Source organism: Labrenzia sp. THAF191a, from assembly GCF_009363335.1.
Lineage (GTDB): Bacteria > Pseudomonadota > Alphaproteobacteria > Rhizobiales > Stappiaceae > Roseibium > Roseibium algicola.
Genome location: NZ_CP045333.1, coordinates 5,095,663 through 5,112,477, shown reverse-complemented (window position 1 = coordinate 5,112,477; position 16,815 = coordinate 5,095,663). Strand labels below are relative to the sequence as shown.

Genomic DNA, 16,815 nt, shown 5'->3' with positions numbered 1-16,815 from the left:
CCCAATTCTTTTGAAAATGGCCCGTTTTGGCTGTCCCTGATGGCCTGGCCCTACCGGGCATCCGGACTTGTACCGCAGCTTCGGTTGCCTATCTGCGGGGCTGGCAAGGCTCTGCCGGATGGCAGCCGGCGGACTTTTGATCACGATGAGGCACTGATGACCGACTACGATTACGATCTCTTTGTTATTGGCGGCGGCTCCGGCGGCGTACGCGCTGCCAGAATTGCCGCGACACACGGCGCCCGGGTCGGTATCGCCGAGGAGTACCGTTACGGCGGTACCTGCGTCATTCGCGGCTGCGTGCCCAAGAAGCTGTTTGTCTATGCCTCGAAGTTTTCCGAAGAATTCGAAGATGCGGAAGGCTTTGGCTGGACGGTCGGTGAACGCGCCTTCTCGTGGGACAAGCTTGTCGCGGCAAAGGATCAGGAAATCACGCGCCTTGAAGGCATCTACCGGCGCAATCTCGAGCGGACCGACGTGGAAGTCCACGACAGCCGCGCGGTGATCGAAGATGCCCATACAGTCCGCCTACTGTCCACCGGTCAGACCTTGAGCGCGAAATACATTCTTGTGGCCGTCGGCGCGTCTCCGAACGTGGACGAAGGTCTGCCGGGCGGTGAGCATGTCATCACCTCGAACGAAGCCTTTCACCTTGCTGAACTGCCGAGCAAGATCGTGGTTGCCGGTGGTGGTTACATCGCGGTCGAGTTTGCCGGTATCTTCAACGGCCTGGGGGTCGATACGACGCTGATCTATCGCGGAGAGGAAATTCTGCGCGGCTTCGACGGAGAGCTTCGGACCGCGGTTCGCCAGGAAATGGAGAAGAAGGGCATCAAGGTGGTGCTCAACGACACCTTCTCCAGAATCGAGAAGGCGGCAGACGGCACTCTGACAGGCCACACCAAGGGTGGGCTGGCGCTGGAAGCAGGTCAGATCATGTTCGCCATCGGCCGCAACCCGCATACCCGTGACCTCGGTCTTGAGAAGGTCGGTGTCGAGATGGATGAAGCGGGTGCGATCAAGGTTGGTGCGGACTCCCGCACCAATGTGGCATCCATCTATGCCGTTGGCGACGTCACCAACCGGGCCAACCTGACGCCGGTTGCGATCCGGGAAGGACATGCCTTTGCAGACACGGTCTTCGGCAACAAGCCCTGGACGGTCGACCACAGCCTGATCGCCACCGCCGTGTTCTCGCAGCCGGAAATGGGCACAGTCGGACTTACACAGGAAGAAGCACTGCAGCGGACGCCCAATCTTGATATCTACAAGTCCAGCTTCCGTCCGATGAAACACACCTTGTCGGGCCGCGATGAAAAGATGCTCATGAAAATGATCGTCGATGCAGACACGCAGAAAGTGCTCGGTGTCCACATCATGGGACCGGACGCCGGCGAACTGGCTCAGATCCTCGGCATCACCTTGCAGATGGGCGCGACCAAGGCCGACTTCGACAGGACGATCGCCGTTCATCCGACAGCTGCGGAAGAACTCGTCACGATGCGTGAGCCGACAGAGCGTCTGCGCGGGTAGTTCGGCTGCAATTCAGAAAGTCAGGAGCCGCTGCGGGGCAACTTGTCCCGCAGCGGCTTCATTCTGCAGGTCCCGACGCTGTCCGGCGCAGCAGCTCGTCTTCAGGGTCAGTCAACACGCCGTCCGGTCCAACTTCCAGATCGAGTGAATCGCAGTAGAAGGAATACCGGCCCCTGCCGAGTTTCTTCGACTGGTATAGCGCGGCGTCCGAACGGGTGACGAGTTGTTCGGAAGTTGTTCCGTCCTCCGGGGCGATCGCGATGCCGACACTAAGGCCGATCTGCGCAATATCGCCACTTGAGATCGGTACGGGCAATTCGCCGGCAGCAACAAGGGCCCGGCAAAGCGTGCTCAAGGTTTCCCGCACAACACTTCCACGATAGATCACCATGAATTCGTCGCCGCCGATACGGCAGACCAGACCGGGTTTGCCGACTGCTTTGCTCAGGCGCTCCGCCATGGTCTTGATGACGATATCGCCCGCGGCATGTCCGAAGGTGTCGTTCACCGCCTTGAACTTGTCCAGATCGCAGTGAATGACGGCAAAGGGCTTGTCCGGCAGGGTTTTGACCGAGGATTCCAGGACACGGTTGAACTGCAGGCGGTTAGCGAGCCCCGTTAACGTATCGTGCAGAGCCAGGTACCTGTTCTGGTGTTCGCTGGCCTGAAGCGATGTGGTCAGCTGGCCGATCCGCCAGGCAATGCCGAAGGCGAGGGCGCCAAGGGCGACACTCAGCACCACGATGACAGGGACGATGGTTGGCCAGATGGATTCGCCGACGGTCTGGCTGTCCCAGCGAAAGGTTCCGAGCGGGTCGTCATTCTGATCCTTGACAAGATGGCGCGGCCCTTTGCCGGGCACGCCTGCATTTTCCTCAAAACCGAAATTGGCGAAATTCAGCTGCGCGTTGAGCTGGCCGAGCAGGTAGGCGTCAACATAATGGGCTGACAGCAGCACGGTGGGAGGTCCGTCGGGCAAGGTCTCTTGATAGTCGTCCGGAATGATCGGCATCGCGCCAAAAATGGCCGGCTTGCCGTCGATATGGACAAAACCCATGACAGCATATTCCCCGGGATCTGCTCCTTGCAGGGACTTGTGACCGAAACCGCCAGGCACCCGCACGCGGTTTTGCAGGTAAAGCGCCTTCAGTTTTTCATGAACAATTTCAAGCTCCGGCGTTTCGGAGACGGGACGCCGGATGATATGAGTATAATCGGCGAAGGATTCAGCCAGAACGTCTCCGTTTCCGGAAATCAGCATTACCTTGCTGTGGCGATAGGTTGACCAGAGGGTGTCGAAGCTGCTTCGAACGTAGTCGGGATCGAAATTGCGCACCAGCTTGAGCACCGACTGGTCCGACGACGCGATGCCGATCTGCTCGCGAACGATGGTGCGAAGGTGATCTGCAAGCGTGCTCTGGAACAGGCGTTCCTCGTTGGCGATGGCCTGCTGCCGGGAAGCTTGAGAGGCAACGAAACCGACGAACAGCAACGAAACGGACGTCACGGCAATCAGCAATCCGGCAAGCAGGAACGCCAGCCGGGAAATATGCTGCCGGGGAATTTTCGCGGCTTGGTCGCTATATCTACGCCGAAACTCGGTCAAGTTGCGATCCCGATTGGGTCTCTTCCTGTTATTCTGAATTCTTGCCACTAAAGAGTAAAGTGATTGTATCAACGAATACCTTAACAGGAGGTGGGAGTATTAAAAAACTTGAGAGTTTTAGTGAGGTATATTCACGATGGACTCCGTGTTTTATAGTATTAATGACAATGTAATTTGATGCTTCCGGCAGTGCGCGTTAGCGCGAAGCCGGAAATGCTTGCAGGTCCATCTGCTTGCGGGCCTTGGCAGCCTCGAGACTGTGCGGGCCTGCAAATTCATAGGCATTTCGGCCTTTGTCCTTCGCCCGGTAAAGCGCCATGTCGGCCATGCGGATCAGGTCTTTCTCACTCGTGCCGGACTCTGGCGCGCTGGCAATGCCGATGCTGACACCGATGTCGACCTGCTGCCCCTCACCAATGTCTATCGGCTCGGCAATCGACCGGCGGATTTCGTCGGCCAGTGCTGCAAGCCTGTCCCTGTCTGTATGCTTGGTGAAGAGGACAATGAATTCGTCTCCTCCAATCCGGCTGACGACACCATCCTTGCCGACCAGAAGCCGCATTCGGTCGGCAACAGTACAGATGACCCGGTCACCGGCTTCATGCCCGTATGTGTCGTTCACCGGTTTGAAGCGGTCGAGATCACAGGCAAATATCGCAAATCCACGATCCGGCAGGCCTTCCAGCGAGAAAGCGAGGCAGTCGGAAAAATGATGCCGGTTCGGCAGTCCTGTCAGAGCGTCGTGTCGCGCAAAGTGGCGGTTCTTCCGTTCGCTTTCTTCAAGCGAGGCCGACAAACGGCTGATCTTCGTTGCAAGCGCGAAGGCGACGATTGCGATGATGGATGCCAACAGGACGATCAGCGGCAGGGCCATGATCCAGATTTCGCGACCGGGTTTGGAATGGTCCCATCTGAAATAGCCGAATGTGGACCCGTCTGCCGCCTGCACAAGGTAATTCGTTGGGTGCTTGCGTTCAGGTTCACCGGGAAAAAACCGGAAATCCCTGTAGCCGAGTTGTTCGTTCAGTCCGGTCAGCCAGTCCTGATCTATGTAGACGGCATTGACCAGGATTGCCGGATAGTCGCCCTCCAGCCGGACATGACCTTCATCGGGTAGAACCGGTATGGCGCTGAGGAATGCTCGGGATCCGTCGATCAGGGCAAAGGCGGATTGAGACGTTTCCAGCAACGCGGACTGCGGCATGTACCATTCGGCGAAAACCGAGTTGGAACCGTCCTGCCGCTTCCTGAAAGCCGCAGCCGTCTGTTCGGCAAGCTTCCGAACAAGATTTTCGGCCGGCAATTGCCGATTTTCAATCAGGACATCGTCCCTGATTGCCTGCGCGATCAAGGTCCCGTCCGGCATCACGACGAAAGTCCGGTCGAGGTTGAAATCTTCCCAAAGGTCGCCGATCAGTTCGTCTTCGATGAACTCGCGGTCCAGAGGGGCCTGAAGGGCGTTGAAGGTATCGTCCCACTGAGCCATCGTCACCTGGTCGCGGGCGACCTGGCGGTGGATGTCCTTCAAGGTGTTGGTCAGGCGCATCTGCTCGGCTTCAAGGGCGCGCCTGTCGGCCTCGCCCCAGGCCATGTGGGCAATGAAGGTGAGGGAAGCGGTCGACAGGAAAATCACGAGCGCGGCAAGGCTGTAGATCCACACAGTGATCCGCCGGCCGGCTTCGGGAGCCTCCAGTCCTGGGTGTGTTGCTTCAGATGTCTTTTTCTTCAAACGGAACAAGAAACCGCCATCCCCTCTTATCCGGATGCGACAGCTGTTTAGCCGAAGAACTTTAACACCGGGTGGGGGAGGCGCTTTTCCTGGGGGCTCACCTAGCGAAAACTACCGAGACACTTAACAAAGCGTTCAATTTCCTCTTCGCAATTGAACGCATGAACCGACGCCCGCACCACGGCATCAAGACCCCGGAGCGGCAAGTCGATCCGAGCTGAGCTGGCCTGGCTGACCGAAACGTTGATACCGGCTTGCCCGAGCCGAAGCTTGGTCTGTGCCGGGCTTTCACCGGCCAGCGAGAACGTGACGATGCCGCCCTTGCGCTGGCCCTTGTCGTGAAGGGTTACCTCGGGAAGTGCAGATAGCTCAGACCGGAGCTGAGCGCCAAGCCCGCAGATCCTGTTGCCGATCCGCTCCATGCCGAAGCCGATGGCATAGCTGACGGCAACACCCAGGCCGATCTGCCCCGCGACATAGCGTTCCCAGGTTTCGAAACGGCGTGCGTGGGGAACAAGTTCATAACGATCCTCGTCGATCCACTCCGTTGCCTGAAGATCGACAAACGGCGGTTCCACCTGGTCAAGGACGGCGTCACTGATATAGAGAAATCCGGTGCCGCGCGGACCGCGCAGATATTTGCGCCCGGTGCCGGACAGGATATGGCAGCCGATCTCGTCGACGTTCAGCGGGATCTGCCCTGCGGACTGACACGCGTCGAGGAGGTAGAGAACCCCCGTTTGCTGCGCGATCTCTCCAACCTCTTCAGCAGGATTGATCAGTCCGGAAAAGGTCGGGACGTGCGTTAGGGCGATGAGCCGCGTCTTCGGGCCAATCGCAGCCCTCAGGGCCTTCAGGTCGATCTGGCCGAATTCATCGTCCTCGACAATATCGATCTCGATCCCCTTGCGGCGTTTCATCTGCAGCAGGGCAACGTAGTTGGAGACATATTCGGCACGGCCGGTGACAACCCGGTCTCCTTCGCGGAAGTCGATGCCGTAAAAAGCCATGTCCCAGGCCCGGGTGGCATTTTCGATATAGGCGATTTCCTGCGGTTTGCTGCCGATCAAGGCTGCCAGAGACGTATAAAAGGTGTCCATTGCGGTCTTGGCAGCCGCCGCGGCTTCATATCCGCCGAGGGTCGCTTCAAGATCGAGATGCTGTTTAACTGCTTCAAGAACAGGCGTAGGGGCCAGCCCCGTTCCCGCATTGTTAAAGTGAATGAGCTGACGTACACCCGGAGTATCGTCCCTCATGAGGTCGATATCCTGCTGGGTAAGAGACGGAACGATCATGATACCCTCGGAAACAATCTAAGAAAAACATACAAGCACTAGACAAGCACCAGATGACGATCACATATTTTGGTTATGGTTCCCTAGTCAATATTGACACTATTCCTGCTGGCGTTGAAGTGACGCCCGGAACCCTTCACGGTTGGGTGCGGGAATGGAAGGTGTGCGGCGAGAGCCCGGACGGACAGGGGCGCTGCGCCCTGACTGTACGCGAAAAGGAAGGATCACGCATCATGGGGGTGATGGCGCGTGAACCCAAGACCCGCCTTGCCGAGCTGGAACTGCGCGAGAAACGATACCTGAAGGTCGAAGCTGTCGGCGGCGCATTTCGTTGCGACGCGTCAATGCGGCCGGGGCCCGACGAACTGTTTCTATTCAGAGCGGCGCCAGAACATTGCCGCTGGGGCACGGACAAACATCCGATCCTGCAAAGTTACCTGGATTGCGTTCTGGCCGGGTTCCACCGTTTCTGGGGCGAAGCAGGGATCGACCATTTTCTGGAAACGACTGACGGCTGGCATGTGCCTGTACTGCCGGACCGGGCAAATCCGCTCTATCCGCGCAAGATTGTGCTCGATCCGGAAGTGGCGAAGCTGATCGACAGCAAGCTGAAAGACCTCGGGGTCAACTTTCTTTCCCCGGCCACCTAGGCATTATCGAACCGTCAGCCGAGCAGCGTTTGCAGGCCGTATCCGACCGCAAAGGCAATGCCCGCGGCCAGGGTGCCGATTGCGCTTGTTTCCAGCCCGCAGGAAAACCAATGCCGCTGCGACCAGCGCGCCCTCAGGGAGCCGATGGTGAAAAAGGCGAGTATCGTGAGGATTGTCGCGGTTTCTGCACTGGCTGGCACCGGAATGACGAACGGCAGCAGTGGGATCGAGCCGAACAGAACGAAGGCGGCGAAGGTGTAAAGCGCTGCCTTCATTGGCGATCGCGCCGTGTTCGACAGACCGTATTCGGCCTGCATCATGGTTTCTATCCAGATGGATTTGTTGGAGGAAACCAGCTCGACCAGAGTTTCCAGGTCTGGTTCGTCATAACCCTTGGCGCGGAAAATCTGCCGGATTTCCTCCCGTTCGCCATCTGGTGCCACGGCGATGTGCTTTTCCTCGACCGCCTTGAGGCGCGCGTAATCTTCGATTTCGGATTTGGAACCGGTGTAGTTGGCTGCCGCCATGGAAAATCCGTCGGCAAACAGGTTGGCAGCTCCCAGGATGAGGATAATCGTCGGAGAAAGATCCGCGCCGACGGACCCTGCAACAATGGCAAAGGTGGTGACGGCGCCGTCTATGCCGCCGTAGACCCAGTCTCTCAGGTAGCTTGCGTCCGGTCCGGAAGCGAGCCGGTTCGCGATGTCATCGGGCCTGTGGCTGTGCTCCAGACGAGGTGTCGGCATGAGGTCATCCTGTGTGGTTTCACGCACGATGCATCCCTGGATCACCACCCGCAATGATCCGCCTCAAAGGCGAGGATTTCGTGTCTACGCAGAAGTGGCGAAAATGATCCTTGAAACAGGGTATATTTTGGGGGATTGCCCTGTGGCCTTGGCGGCCCATGAAGTGTATAAGGCCGCACGTTTGCCTTCAATTGGCAGGCCCAAACGAACGAAAATGTCGCGGACCGCGTGATCTAGGGTGTGAAACGAACCTGCGGGTCCAGTGAGGAGTAGGAAGTATGGCGGAGAAGTGGAGCCCGGACAGCTGGAGATCGAAGCCGATCTTGCAGGTTCCGGAATACCCGGATCAAGAGGCTTTGGCGGATGTTGAACAGCGCCTGTCGACTTATCCGCCGCTGGTTTTTGCAGGTGAGGCACGTGCGCTGAAAAGCCAGCTGGCAAATGTCGCGCAGGGCAACGGTTTTCTGCTCCAGGGCGGTGACTGCGCCGAAAGCTTTGCCGAGCATCACCCCGACCACATCCGTGATTTCTTCCGCGTCTTCCTGCAAATGGCCGTCGTGCTGACTTATGCCGCCAGCCAGCCGGTTGTGAAAGTCGGCCGGATCGCCGGTCAGTTCGCCAAGCCGCGTTCTTCCAATTTCGAGAAGAAGGGTGACGTCGAGCTGCCGAGCTACCGCGGCGACATCATCAACGACATCAATTTCACACCGGAAAGCCGTATCCCGGATCCGGGCCGCATGGCCATGGCTTATCGCCAGTCGGCAGCCACGCTGAACCTTTTGCGCGCTTTCGCGCAGGGTGGTTTCGCAAACCTCGACCAGGTTCATCGCTGGATGCTCGGCTTCATTTCCGATAGCCCGCAAGGCCATCGCTACAAGGAACTGGCGGACCGCATTTCGGAGTCGCTGAACTTCATGAAGGCTTGCGGCATCAACGCCGATAGCGTTCCGCAGCTTCGGTCGACCGATTTCTTCACCAGCCATGAAGCTCTGCTGCTTGGCTACGAAGAAGCCCTGACGCGCGTCGATTCCACCTCGGGTGACTGGTATGCGACCTCCGGCCACATGATCTGGATCGGCGACCGGACACGTCAGCCGGACCATGCCCATGTGGAATTCTTCCGCGGTATCAAGAACCCGATCGGCCTCAAGTGTGGCCCGTCCATGTCACCGGATGGCCTGCTGGAGTTGATCGACATCCTGAACCCGGAAAACGAACCGGGCCGCTTGACGCTGATCGCCCGCTTCGGCGCCGACAAGGTGTTCGACCACCTGCCGCAGCTCGTTCGCGCCGTCGAGCGGGAAGGCAAGACGGTTGTCTGGTCCTGCGATCCGATGCATGGCAACACCATTTCCGCTGGCGGTTACAAGACCCGTCCGTTCGATCGGATCCTGAAAGAAGTTGAAGCCTTCTTTGCGGTTCATCGGGCGGAAGGCACGCATGCCGGTGGTGTTCACATCGAAATGACCGGCCGGAATGTGACCGAGTGCACGGGCGGGGCGCGGGCCCTGACCGAAGACCAGCTCGGCGACCGTTACCACACCCATTGCGATCCGCGCCTCAATGCGGATCAGGCGCTGGAGCTTGCATTCCTGATCGCGGAAAACCTGAAGAAGGAACGCGACGGTCGGCAGGTCGAGCCGCTTGCGGCAAGCGCATAAAGAGAATTGCCTCTTCCGTTACGTTATCTGAAAGGGCGGCATTTGCCGCCCTTTTGCGTTTTTTCCGGAATTTTCCGGATGAACGTGCCCTGAGGTAAGCCTCGCTTAACGCTCGACGCGCATACCTTCTTCTCAGGGAAACGGGTGTAGTGGGGAGTTTGAGTTGTGCGCGATAAGTGGGATCTGACGAAGGTTTCCTGCCTGGTTGCGGAAGACAATCCCCATATGCGCTCGATCCTCCGCTCCGTGCTGGCGGGTTTCGGCATCCGTTCGGCCTATGAAGCCAGTGATGGTGCGGAAGCCCTGGAAATGGTCGTCGACCGCAAGCCGGACATTGTGCTTTGCGACTGGGTGATGAGCCCCTTTGGCGGCAATGAATTTCTTCGCATCCTTCGTGCCGACAGGGACCTTGTGATCAGCACCACGCCGGTTCTGATCGTGACTGCCCATGCCAAGCGCGCGACAATCCTTGAAGGCATCGAGATCGGTATTCACGGGTTCGTCGCCAAACCGATAGCTCCTGCAATATTATACCGTCACATCGGCGAAATCCTTGAACGGCAGGAGATGCATGGGCGCTCGAAAGGTCTTCTGGGCCCCGGGCATCAGCAGCCGCTGCGCAAACTGAATGTTACGGACATCTCGTCCACGGCAGTATCGGAACCTTCAGCCGATCAAGCCGGGCTCGCCTTGCTCTGACGCTGCCTTCGGGCATGGTCCGTCACGACCGGGCTTTTGACAGGTGGCCGGCAAATCTACTTCTGGACGTATGCAAATTCAGATTGGACGTTCGCCGATCTAGCGGCTACACCAGAAAGCAATGTCACTTCCTGGTAATTTTCCGATGATTTCAGACCGTTTCAGACTGGCTGTCGCGCAGCTAAACCCGACTGTTGGCGATGTGGCCGGCAACGCAGAGCTCGTTCGCAAGGCCCGTCAGGAAGCCGCATCTCAAGGGGCAGACCTTGTCTTGACCTCCGAACTGATGCTCGCCGGGTACTTGCCGGAAGACCTTGTTCTGAAACCGGCTTTCGTCAGGCGCTGCATGGAGGCGGCCGAAACCCTTGCCGGTGAAACCGCAGATGGCGGTCCGGGCATCGTGCTGGGGTCTCCATGGCGTAGCGAGGAAGGCAAAGTCTATAACGCCGCCCTGCTGCTGGACCAGGGTGAGATCAAGGCCGTTCGCTACAAGTACGACCTGCCAAACTATAGCGTCTTTGACGAAAAGCGGGTTTTTGCTGCCGGCCCGTTGCCCGGACCTGTCGACTTCCGCGGGGTGCGCATCGGCTTGCCGATCTGCGAGGACATCTGGAACGACGAGGTTTGCGAGTGTCTGGAGGAAACCGGCGCGGAGCTGTTGCTGGTTCCCAATGGCTCTCCCTACTGGGAACACCGGGCGGAGCACCGTCTGCAGGTTGTTGTTTCGCGTGTGGTCCAGACCGGATTGCCGCTGATCTACTGCAACCAGCTTGGCGGGCAGGACGAGCTTGTTTTCGACGGCGGTTCTTTCGCGCTTCTTGCCGATCGCTCGCTGGCATTCCAGATGCCCCAGTTTGAAGCAGCTCTCGGTATCAGTGACTGGAAGCGCGAGGGCGAGACCTGGGTTTGCGAGAACGGCACTTTTGCAAGGCTTCCGGAACTCGATGAGGCGAATTGGCGTGCCTGCGTCATGGGCCTTGGAGACTACGTCACCAAGAATGGCTTTCCGGGGGTCGTACTGGGTCTTTCCGGTGGTATCGACTCGGCCATCTGCGCGGCAATGGCGGTTGATGCGCTCGGTGCCGACAAGGTCCATGCGATCATGTTGCCCTATCGCTATACCTCGGAGGAAAGCATCACCGATGCGGCCGCCTGCGCCAACGCGCTGGGTATCCGCTATGACACCGTGCCCATTTCCGAACCGGTTGAAGGCTTCAGATCGGCACTGAGCGATCTGTTTGCCGGCACGAACGAAGACACGACCGAAGAAAACCTTCAATCGCGCGCGCGTGGTGTCATCCTGATGGCGGTGTCCAACAAGTTCGGGCGGATGGTCATGACCACCGGCAACAAGTCGGAAATGTCGGTCGGCTACGCCACGCTTTATGGCGACATGAACGGTGGCTACAATCCGATCAAGGATCTCTACAAGACGCAGGTCTATCATCTGGCCGCATGGCGCAATGCCAACTTGCCGGAAGGGCTGCTTGGTCCGGGGGGAGAGGTTATCCCGTCCAATATCATCACCAAGGTGCCGACTGCCGAACTGCGTGAAAACCAGACAGACCAGGATTCCCTGCCGCCTTACGATGTTCTCGACGACATCCTGGAATGTCTGGTGGAAGACGAGATGTCGGTGGGCGACATTGAAAAACGCGGTCACGACCGGGCACTGATCCACCGGATCGAACATCTTCTTTATATTGCCGAATACAAACGCCGGCAGGCGCCTCCAGGGGTGAAGATCACCGAGCGCAACTTCGGCAAGGACCGGCGATATCCCATCACCAACAGGTTCCGCGATCGCTCTTGAGGGGCAGTGCCTTGAAAGGCGTCTGCCTGGCGGATGTTTCGCAGAATCTGATCGTTTGAATTTGAACGGGCGTGGCAGAAAGCTATCGCCTCATCCTTCGAGACAGCGCTACACGCTTCCGTAGGGTGGGTTGTTTTGTGGATCGTCAGTCGTTTGTTGAAAGTGGGCTTTTGCCTCGATGACCTATTTCTCGTTCCTGCGTGAAAACGCCCGCTGGCTTGCCGCCAGTTACCTGCTCGCGGTCTTTTCCGGCTTCGGGCAGACGTTTTTCATCTCGCTCTCGGCGGGGGACCTCAGGGCGGAGTTTGGTCTCAGTCACGGTGATATTGGCCTGCTTTACATGGTGGCGACCCTCGGCAGCGCACTGACCCTGCCTTATGTCGGTCGCAGCCTTGATCACTTCCCGGTACAGAAGATCGCAGCGGTGGTGATGACAGGTCTCGCCCTGTTCTGCCTGGCGATGGCCAACACGTTTTCCGTATGGATGGTCGGACTTGCCTTTTATGGCCTCCGGCTGTGCGGGCAGGGCATGATGACCCACACGTCGGTGACCGCTGCCGGACGATGGTTCACCGCACAGCGGGGCCGGGCGGTGTCGATCGCCGTTCTCGGTTTTCCGACGGCAGAAGCCCTGTTTCCGCTGTGCTTCGTCGTCCTGGCCAATGCCTTCGGATGGCGCGGTGCCTGGACGGTATCGGCCATCGTGCTGGCTGTTGTCGCCTTGCCGGTCTTGTTGACGCTCCTGGCAAAGGACCGCATCCCTTCCGCGCTCGAAACTGCCTCTGCCAAACCGGAAGGCCGCCAGTGGACGCGGGGGGAAGCGCTTCGCGATGTCCGCTTCTGGCTGGTCAACTGCGGTGTCAACGCGCCGGCCTTTATCGGAACGGCAATCTTCTTCCACCAGGTCTATCTGGTGGAACTGAGGGGGTGGACGCTGGAGCTGTTTGCAAGCGCCTTTTTGCTGATGGCATCCGGGGTGGTCTGTGCTTCCCTGGTGATAGGTCCGTTGATCGACCGGTTTTCCGCGCGTCAGTTGCTGCCTTTCACCCTTGTTCCCCTGACACTGGCCTGTTTCGTGCTCGCCAATTTCCACGCGCCAGCAGCCGCTTTCGTTTTCATGCTTCTTGTCGGCATCTCGAACGGTTTCAACAGCACGCTGGTGGGCGCGCTTTGGCCGGAGGTTTACGGCACGCGGCACATGGGGGCCATTCGGTCTGTGGCGTTTTCGGTGATGGTGTTTGCTTCCGCGGCAGGTCCGGGTCTCGTCGGCTGGCTGATCGACAAAGGCGTCTCGTTCGACCTGCAGGTCATGGCAATGGGGGGCTACTGCCTCGTTTTCTGCGGTGTGCTCGGGTTCGTGTCACGCACCTACCGGTCTTCCGAACATTCTTCGTAAGGTCCGGTAGTTTGGGGTTGCCGTCCGGTTCAACCCCGGCTAACTCATCGCCATGACCGTCACTGTTCGCTTCGCGCCGTCGCCGACCGGCCACATCCACATCGGCAACATCCGTCCTGCGCTCTACAACTGGCTTTTTGCCAAGAAGATGGGCGGCAGGTTCATTCTGCGTTTCGATGACACGGACCTCGTCCGCTCGAAGCAGGAATATGCCGATTCCATCGAGACCGACCTTCACTGGCTCGGGATCGAGCCGGACCTGAAGGAGCGGCAGTCGGACCGGATCGCCAACTACGATGCAGCGGCGCAGAAGCTGAAAGATGCGGGCCTTCTTTACCCGTGTTACGAAACGCCGGATGAACTGGAACGCCGCCGGTCGCGCCAGCGAGCGCTCGGCAGGCCTCCGGTCTACGACCGTGCAGGCCTGAAGCAGACCGCGGAAGAGCGAGCGGCATTCGAAGCCGAAGGCCGCAAGCCGCATTGGCGCTTTGTCCTGCCGAACCACGATGGCGACCCGTTTGAAACCAGACGCACGGATGTCGCCTGGTCGGATCTGTGCCGCGGCGACCAGACGATCGATCTGGCCTCCATGTCCGATCCGGTTCTGATCCGTGCGGACGGTTCGTACCTCTACACCTTCACCTCAATTGTCGATGACATCGACATGGATGTGACCCACATCATCCGCGGCGAAGATCACGTCTCCAACACAGGCGTCCAGATTGCCATCTTCGAGGCGATGGGGGCAAAGCCGCCGGTATTCGGTCATCACAACCTCCTGACGACGATCGATGGCGAAGGCCTTTCGAAGCGCAAGGGGGCATTGTCCATAGGTTCGCTGCGCGAGGCCGGGCTTGAGCCAATGGCGGTCGCTTCCCTGGCCGTTTTGACCGGGACCAGTCAGGCGGTCGAGCCGGTTGCGTCCATGGATGCCCTGATCGAGAAATTCGACCTGACCAGTGTTTCGCGGTCCTCCGCAAAGTTCGATCCGGAAGAGCTGAAGTCCCTCAACGCGCGCCTCGTACATGATCTGCCCTTCGAGGCGGTGGAGAGCCGTCTTGCAGCGATGGGCATCAGTGGGGGGGCTGATTTTTGGGATACCGTGCGTGGCAACTGTGAAACAGTTGACGACGCGCGTGCCTATTGGCAGGTCGTCACGGGGCCCGTGGAAAGCCGTATCGAGGACGAAGACCAGGAATTCGTTTCAGGCGCAAAGGCCTTGCTGCCCGAAGGCGACATCACGCTGGAGACCTGGGGAGAGTGGACGTCTGCTCTGAAGGCTGAAACCGGCCGTAAGGGTCGTGGCCTGTTCATGCCGTTGCGCAGGGTGCTGACCGGGATGGATCACGGTCCGGACATGAAGGCCTTGCTGCCGCTTATTGGGCGACAAAATATTCTGGACCGACTACCCTGACAGGGGCCTTTCGGTCCGGCGCTGCGCTAAAACCGTCGTCTTCTGCCTTGAACACAGGTGAAAAAGCCGCCAGTTCCTCGTCGTCTGCATCCTTGGGAGAATGGATCGACAGGACCGGGAAACCGTCCTTGAATCCGGAACTTGAAGCAACCTTGTCCTCGTCGCGCTCAAGTCGCGTCGCGGCGAGATCAAGCCGTGCCGACACGTCGAAGCCCTTTTCCATGTTCATGAGCGTGTCGGGATCTTCAAAGCGCGGAAGCTGCGTTCTGGTCAGCGGGGTTCTGGCCAGCGGAGAGGGAAGGTCTTCTTCGTGTTCGTATGTTCCACCGCGGCTCGGTTGAAGTGTCCGCCTGGGAAGGCCGGCGCTGATGTCGGTGAAGAATACCCTGTTCCCCGAACCGGTGCTGAGATCCGTCCAGGCCGACTGCGCCTTCGATTGCCGGGTTGCACGGCAACTGCAGCCTTCAACGAATTCGCTCTTGTAGCGATAGGCGAAGGGCTGTTCGGAGTAGAGGTTGCCGGCAAGAGACATCATCTGGGCCTGGTCGCCACCCGGGTTGCGATAGACGTATAGTTCGGTTTCCGCAGCCGGACAGATTTCCGAACATCTTGCTTCGTCATTGGCAAACTGGCTCTTGCCCGTCGAAAAACTCACGGGGAAGAAATAGCCGTCGCAGGTTCTGACACATACGGTCCGGAACGCGCCACCGGAAGGCAGGGAATATCGCTTGGTTTCGCTGCGCGCTTGCCGGCGCACCGAAGCGATTTCTCGGTCGCCCGTCGTTACGGAGGCAAGTTCGACGCGCGGCTGCGGGTTGAAGATGCGGGCCAGAAGAGATTGCGGCTTGTCCTCACCTCTGGCGTTTTGTTGGCGTGCTTCGCGGGTCGGGGCATCACATTTCTGTTTTGCCAGCGAGGCCCGGATCTGCCTTACACGTTTTGCATTCTTCGACGATCCGCCACCGGATTTCGCAAGCTGACGTTCAATCGCAGAGAGGTTGGCCTTCATGCGCTTGATCTTGTCATTGAGACCGCTGCATTTGGGGGATGCGTTTGAAGCGCAGCCGAAGTAGTTTGCATCCCGTTCTGCGGCATTGATGGCCTTTTGCTGCTGGGACTTGGCGGTGGTCCATTTCTGGGCTGCGGGAGACTGTGCCGTCGAACGCGATTCCAGCCGCTGCAGTTCGGCTTTCAGGCTGGAGCAGGTGGCCGCGCTCGCGGTATGTGCGCACAGCACAAGTCCGGCACCAAACGCGACAGCGCGTGCCATTACCTTGGACCCGGCAGACCAGCTACGTCTCATCACCCATCCCCTACAGCGTTTTTGCCACGCCGTATCGGTCTTCAACCGACCTCGGCACTATCGCTGCTGGACCTATCAATAGCAATGAAAGCTCTCACGTTAGGTTAATGGCGGAGCGGCAGGACCACGCAGGTTTTCAGTCGCTTTCCCCGGATCGGGTGGCCTGGTGCAGACGGTCGAAAATCTCGTCCAGGACCGACTTCTGTTCCTCTGTCAGGGCGTCTTCCAGACTCTTGCTGTAGGCGAGGGCTTGAGGGACAATTTCTTCGTACATGGCATTGCCCTGGTCAGAAAGGCACAGGGTCTGTTCCCGCTGATCGTCCCTGTTCTTGTCGCGCACAATAAGGTCGCGCTTTTCCAGGGCGGCGACAGCCCGGCTGACCTTGGTCTTGTGCATGGAGGTTGCCTGGCTGATATCTCGTGCGGTCATGGCCTTGTATTCGCCAAGAGTGGCAAGCACTCGCCATTCGGGAATCCCGATACCGTAGGTGTCGGCATAAATCCTGGAAAAGGACCTGCTGACGGTCTCGGCCAGATGGTTGAGCCTGTAAGGCAGGAATGCGCTCAGCTTCAGGACAGGTTTGGAACGTACCTTGCCTGGGGAAACAGTGGATTTGGACCCTTGCTGATCGGACATGGATAAGTCGACGCCTTGGAGATTCGTTAAGCCTGATTGAGCAGGCAGATGAACAATGCCGTTATCCGGCCATTTTCTGTGACTAGCAAGTATATCCGGTTGAATAACACCGGAAAGACACCCCGGGCAGCTACGAAAAAGTAGCAGGATTGAAAGCAAGTATGGCGAAGAGCTTTGTCAGGTGCAGTCAAAATACGGCGAAAGAGCGGACCTATCTGTTGATAAAGAGAGAATAGTTAAGGAATTGGCGCGTGAAAAATTGCGAATCAGACACCGAAACTGAGACGCTTCAGTCAACAGGAAAAAGCGCGGCAAAGTTCGCGCAGGCCGAAA

At 58.6% G+C, this 16,815-nt stretch carries 13 protein-coding genes; 7 read left to right on the top strand and 6 right to left on the bottom strand.

The genetic code is table 11. The annotated features are described in order from the left end of the window. The first annotated feature begins 156 nt into the window (after positions 1 to 156). Positions 157 to 1,533, top strand: a complete 1,377-nt coding sequence (gor, locus tag FIV05_RS23415; RefSeq protein ID WP_152511158.1) for a glutathione-disulfide reductase — start codon at positions 157 to 159, stop codon at positions 1,531 to 1,533. Positions 1,534 to 1,591: 58 nt separating this feature from the next. Here gor and FIV05_RS23410 read toward each other — a convergent pair whose 3' ends face one another. The 3 genes from FIV05_RS23410 to FIV05_RS23400 form a co-directional block, all read right to left on the bottom strand. Continuing rightward, positions 1,592 to 3,139, bottom strand: coding sequence for a diguanylate cyclase (locus tag FIV05_RS23410; RefSeq protein WP_209009768.1), 1,548 nt, complete (start codon positions 3,137 to 3,139; stop codon positions 1,592 to 1,594). Between the two features lie 196 nt (positions 3,140 to 3,335). Beyond that, positions 3,336 to 4,877 carry a diguanylate cyclase gene (locus tag FIV05_RS23405; RefSeq protein ID WP_152511157.1) on the bottom strand — a complete coding sequence of 514 codons (1,542 nt, stop codon included), beginning with the start codon at positions 4,875 to 4,877 and terminating at the stop codon, positions 3,336 to 3,338. Between the two features lie 92 nt (positions 4,878 to 4,969). Continuing rightward, positions 4,970 to 6,163 carry an aminotransferase class V-fold PLP-dependent enzyme gene (locus FIV05_RS23400; RefSeq protein ID WP_152511156.1) on the bottom strand — a complete coding sequence of 398 codons (1,194 nt, stop codon included), beginning with the start codon at positions 6,161 to 6,163 and terminating at the stop codon, positions 4,970 to 4,972. A gap of 53 nt (positions 6,164 to 6,216) precedes the next feature. Here FIV05_RS23400 and FIV05_RS23395 point away from each other — a divergent pair, with 53 nt between their 5' ends. Further along, positions 6,217 to 6,813, top strand: coding sequence for a gamma-glutamylcyclotransferase (locus FIV05_RS23395; RefSeq protein ID WP_152511155.1), 597 nt, complete (start codon positions 6,217 to 6,219; stop codon positions 6,811 to 6,813). A 14-nt stretch (positions 6,814 to 6,827) separates the two neighbouring features. On the opposite strand, the gene FIV05_RS23390 is transcribed toward FIV05_RS23395, so the two are convergent. Continuing rightward, positions 6,828 to 7,586, bottom strand: coding sequence for a VIT1/CCC1 transporter family protein (locus FIV05_RS23390; protein WP_286202225.1), 759 nt, complete (start codon positions 7,584 to 7,586; stop codon positions 6,828 to 6,830). A gap of 251 nt (positions 7,587 to 7,837) precedes the next feature. Here FIV05_RS23390 and FIV05_RS23385 point away from each other — a divergent pair, with 251 nt between their 5' ends. From FIV05_RS23385 to gltX, 5 genes are all read left to right on the top strand, one after another. Then, positions 7,838 to 9,220: a class II 3-deoxy-7-phosphoheptulonate synthase gene (locus FIV05_RS23385; protein WP_023003903.1), complete on the top strand. Its 1,383-nt coding sequence runs from the start codon at positions 7,838 to 7,840 to the stop codon at positions 9,218 to 9,220. A 165-nt stretch (positions 9,221 to 9,385) separates the two neighbouring features. Further along, a complete protein-coding gene (locus FIV05_RS23380) occupies positions 9,386 to 9,919 on the top strand; it encodes a response regulator (protein WP_209009767.1) in 534 nt (177 codons plus the stop codon). 145 nt (positions 9,920 to 10,064) lie between these two features. Beyond that, positions 10,065 to 11,732, top strand: a complete 1,668-nt coding sequence (locus FIV05_RS23375; protein ID WP_152511154.1) for an NAD+ synthase — start codon at positions 10,065 to 10,067, stop codon at positions 11,730 to 11,732. 178 nt (positions 11,733 to 11,910) lie between these two features. Beyond that, on the top strand, positions 11,911 to 13,128 hold the full coding sequence (locus FIV05_RS23370; RefSeq protein ID WP_075281526.1) for an MFS transporter: 1,218 nt from the start codon (positions 11,911 to 11,913) through the stop codon (positions 13,126 to 13,128). A gap of 52 nt (positions 13,129 to 13,180) precedes the next feature. Continuing rightward, the gene (gene gltX / locus FIV05_RS23365; RefSeq protein WP_152511153.1) at positions 13,181 to 14,542 is read left to right on the top strand and encodes a glutamate--tRNA ligase; all 1,362 of its coding nucleotides are present in this window, start codon (positions 13,181 to 13,183) and stop codon (positions 14,540 to 14,542) included. Here gltX and FIV05_RS23360 read toward each other — a convergent pair. Both FIV05_RS23360 and FIV05_RS23355 read right to left on the bottom strand, forming a co-directional pair. Further along, positions 14,505 to 15,845, bottom strand: a complete 1,341-nt coding sequence (locus FIV05_RS23360) for a DUF2865 domain-containing protein (RefSeq protein WP_152511152.1) — start codon at positions 15,843 to 15,845, stop codon at positions 14,505 to 14,507. The two genes, gltX and FIV05_RS23360, sit on opposite strands and share 38 nt — an antisense overlap. Positions 15,846 to 15,981: 136 nt before the next feature. Continuing rightward, on the bottom strand, positions 15,982 to 16,482 hold the full coding sequence (locus tag FIV05_RS23355; protein WP_152511151.1) for a MarR family winged helix-turn-helix transcriptional regulator: 501 nt from the start codon (positions 16,480 to 16,482) through the stop codon (positions 15,982 to 15,984). Positions 16,483 to 16,815: the final 333 nt, after the last annotated feature.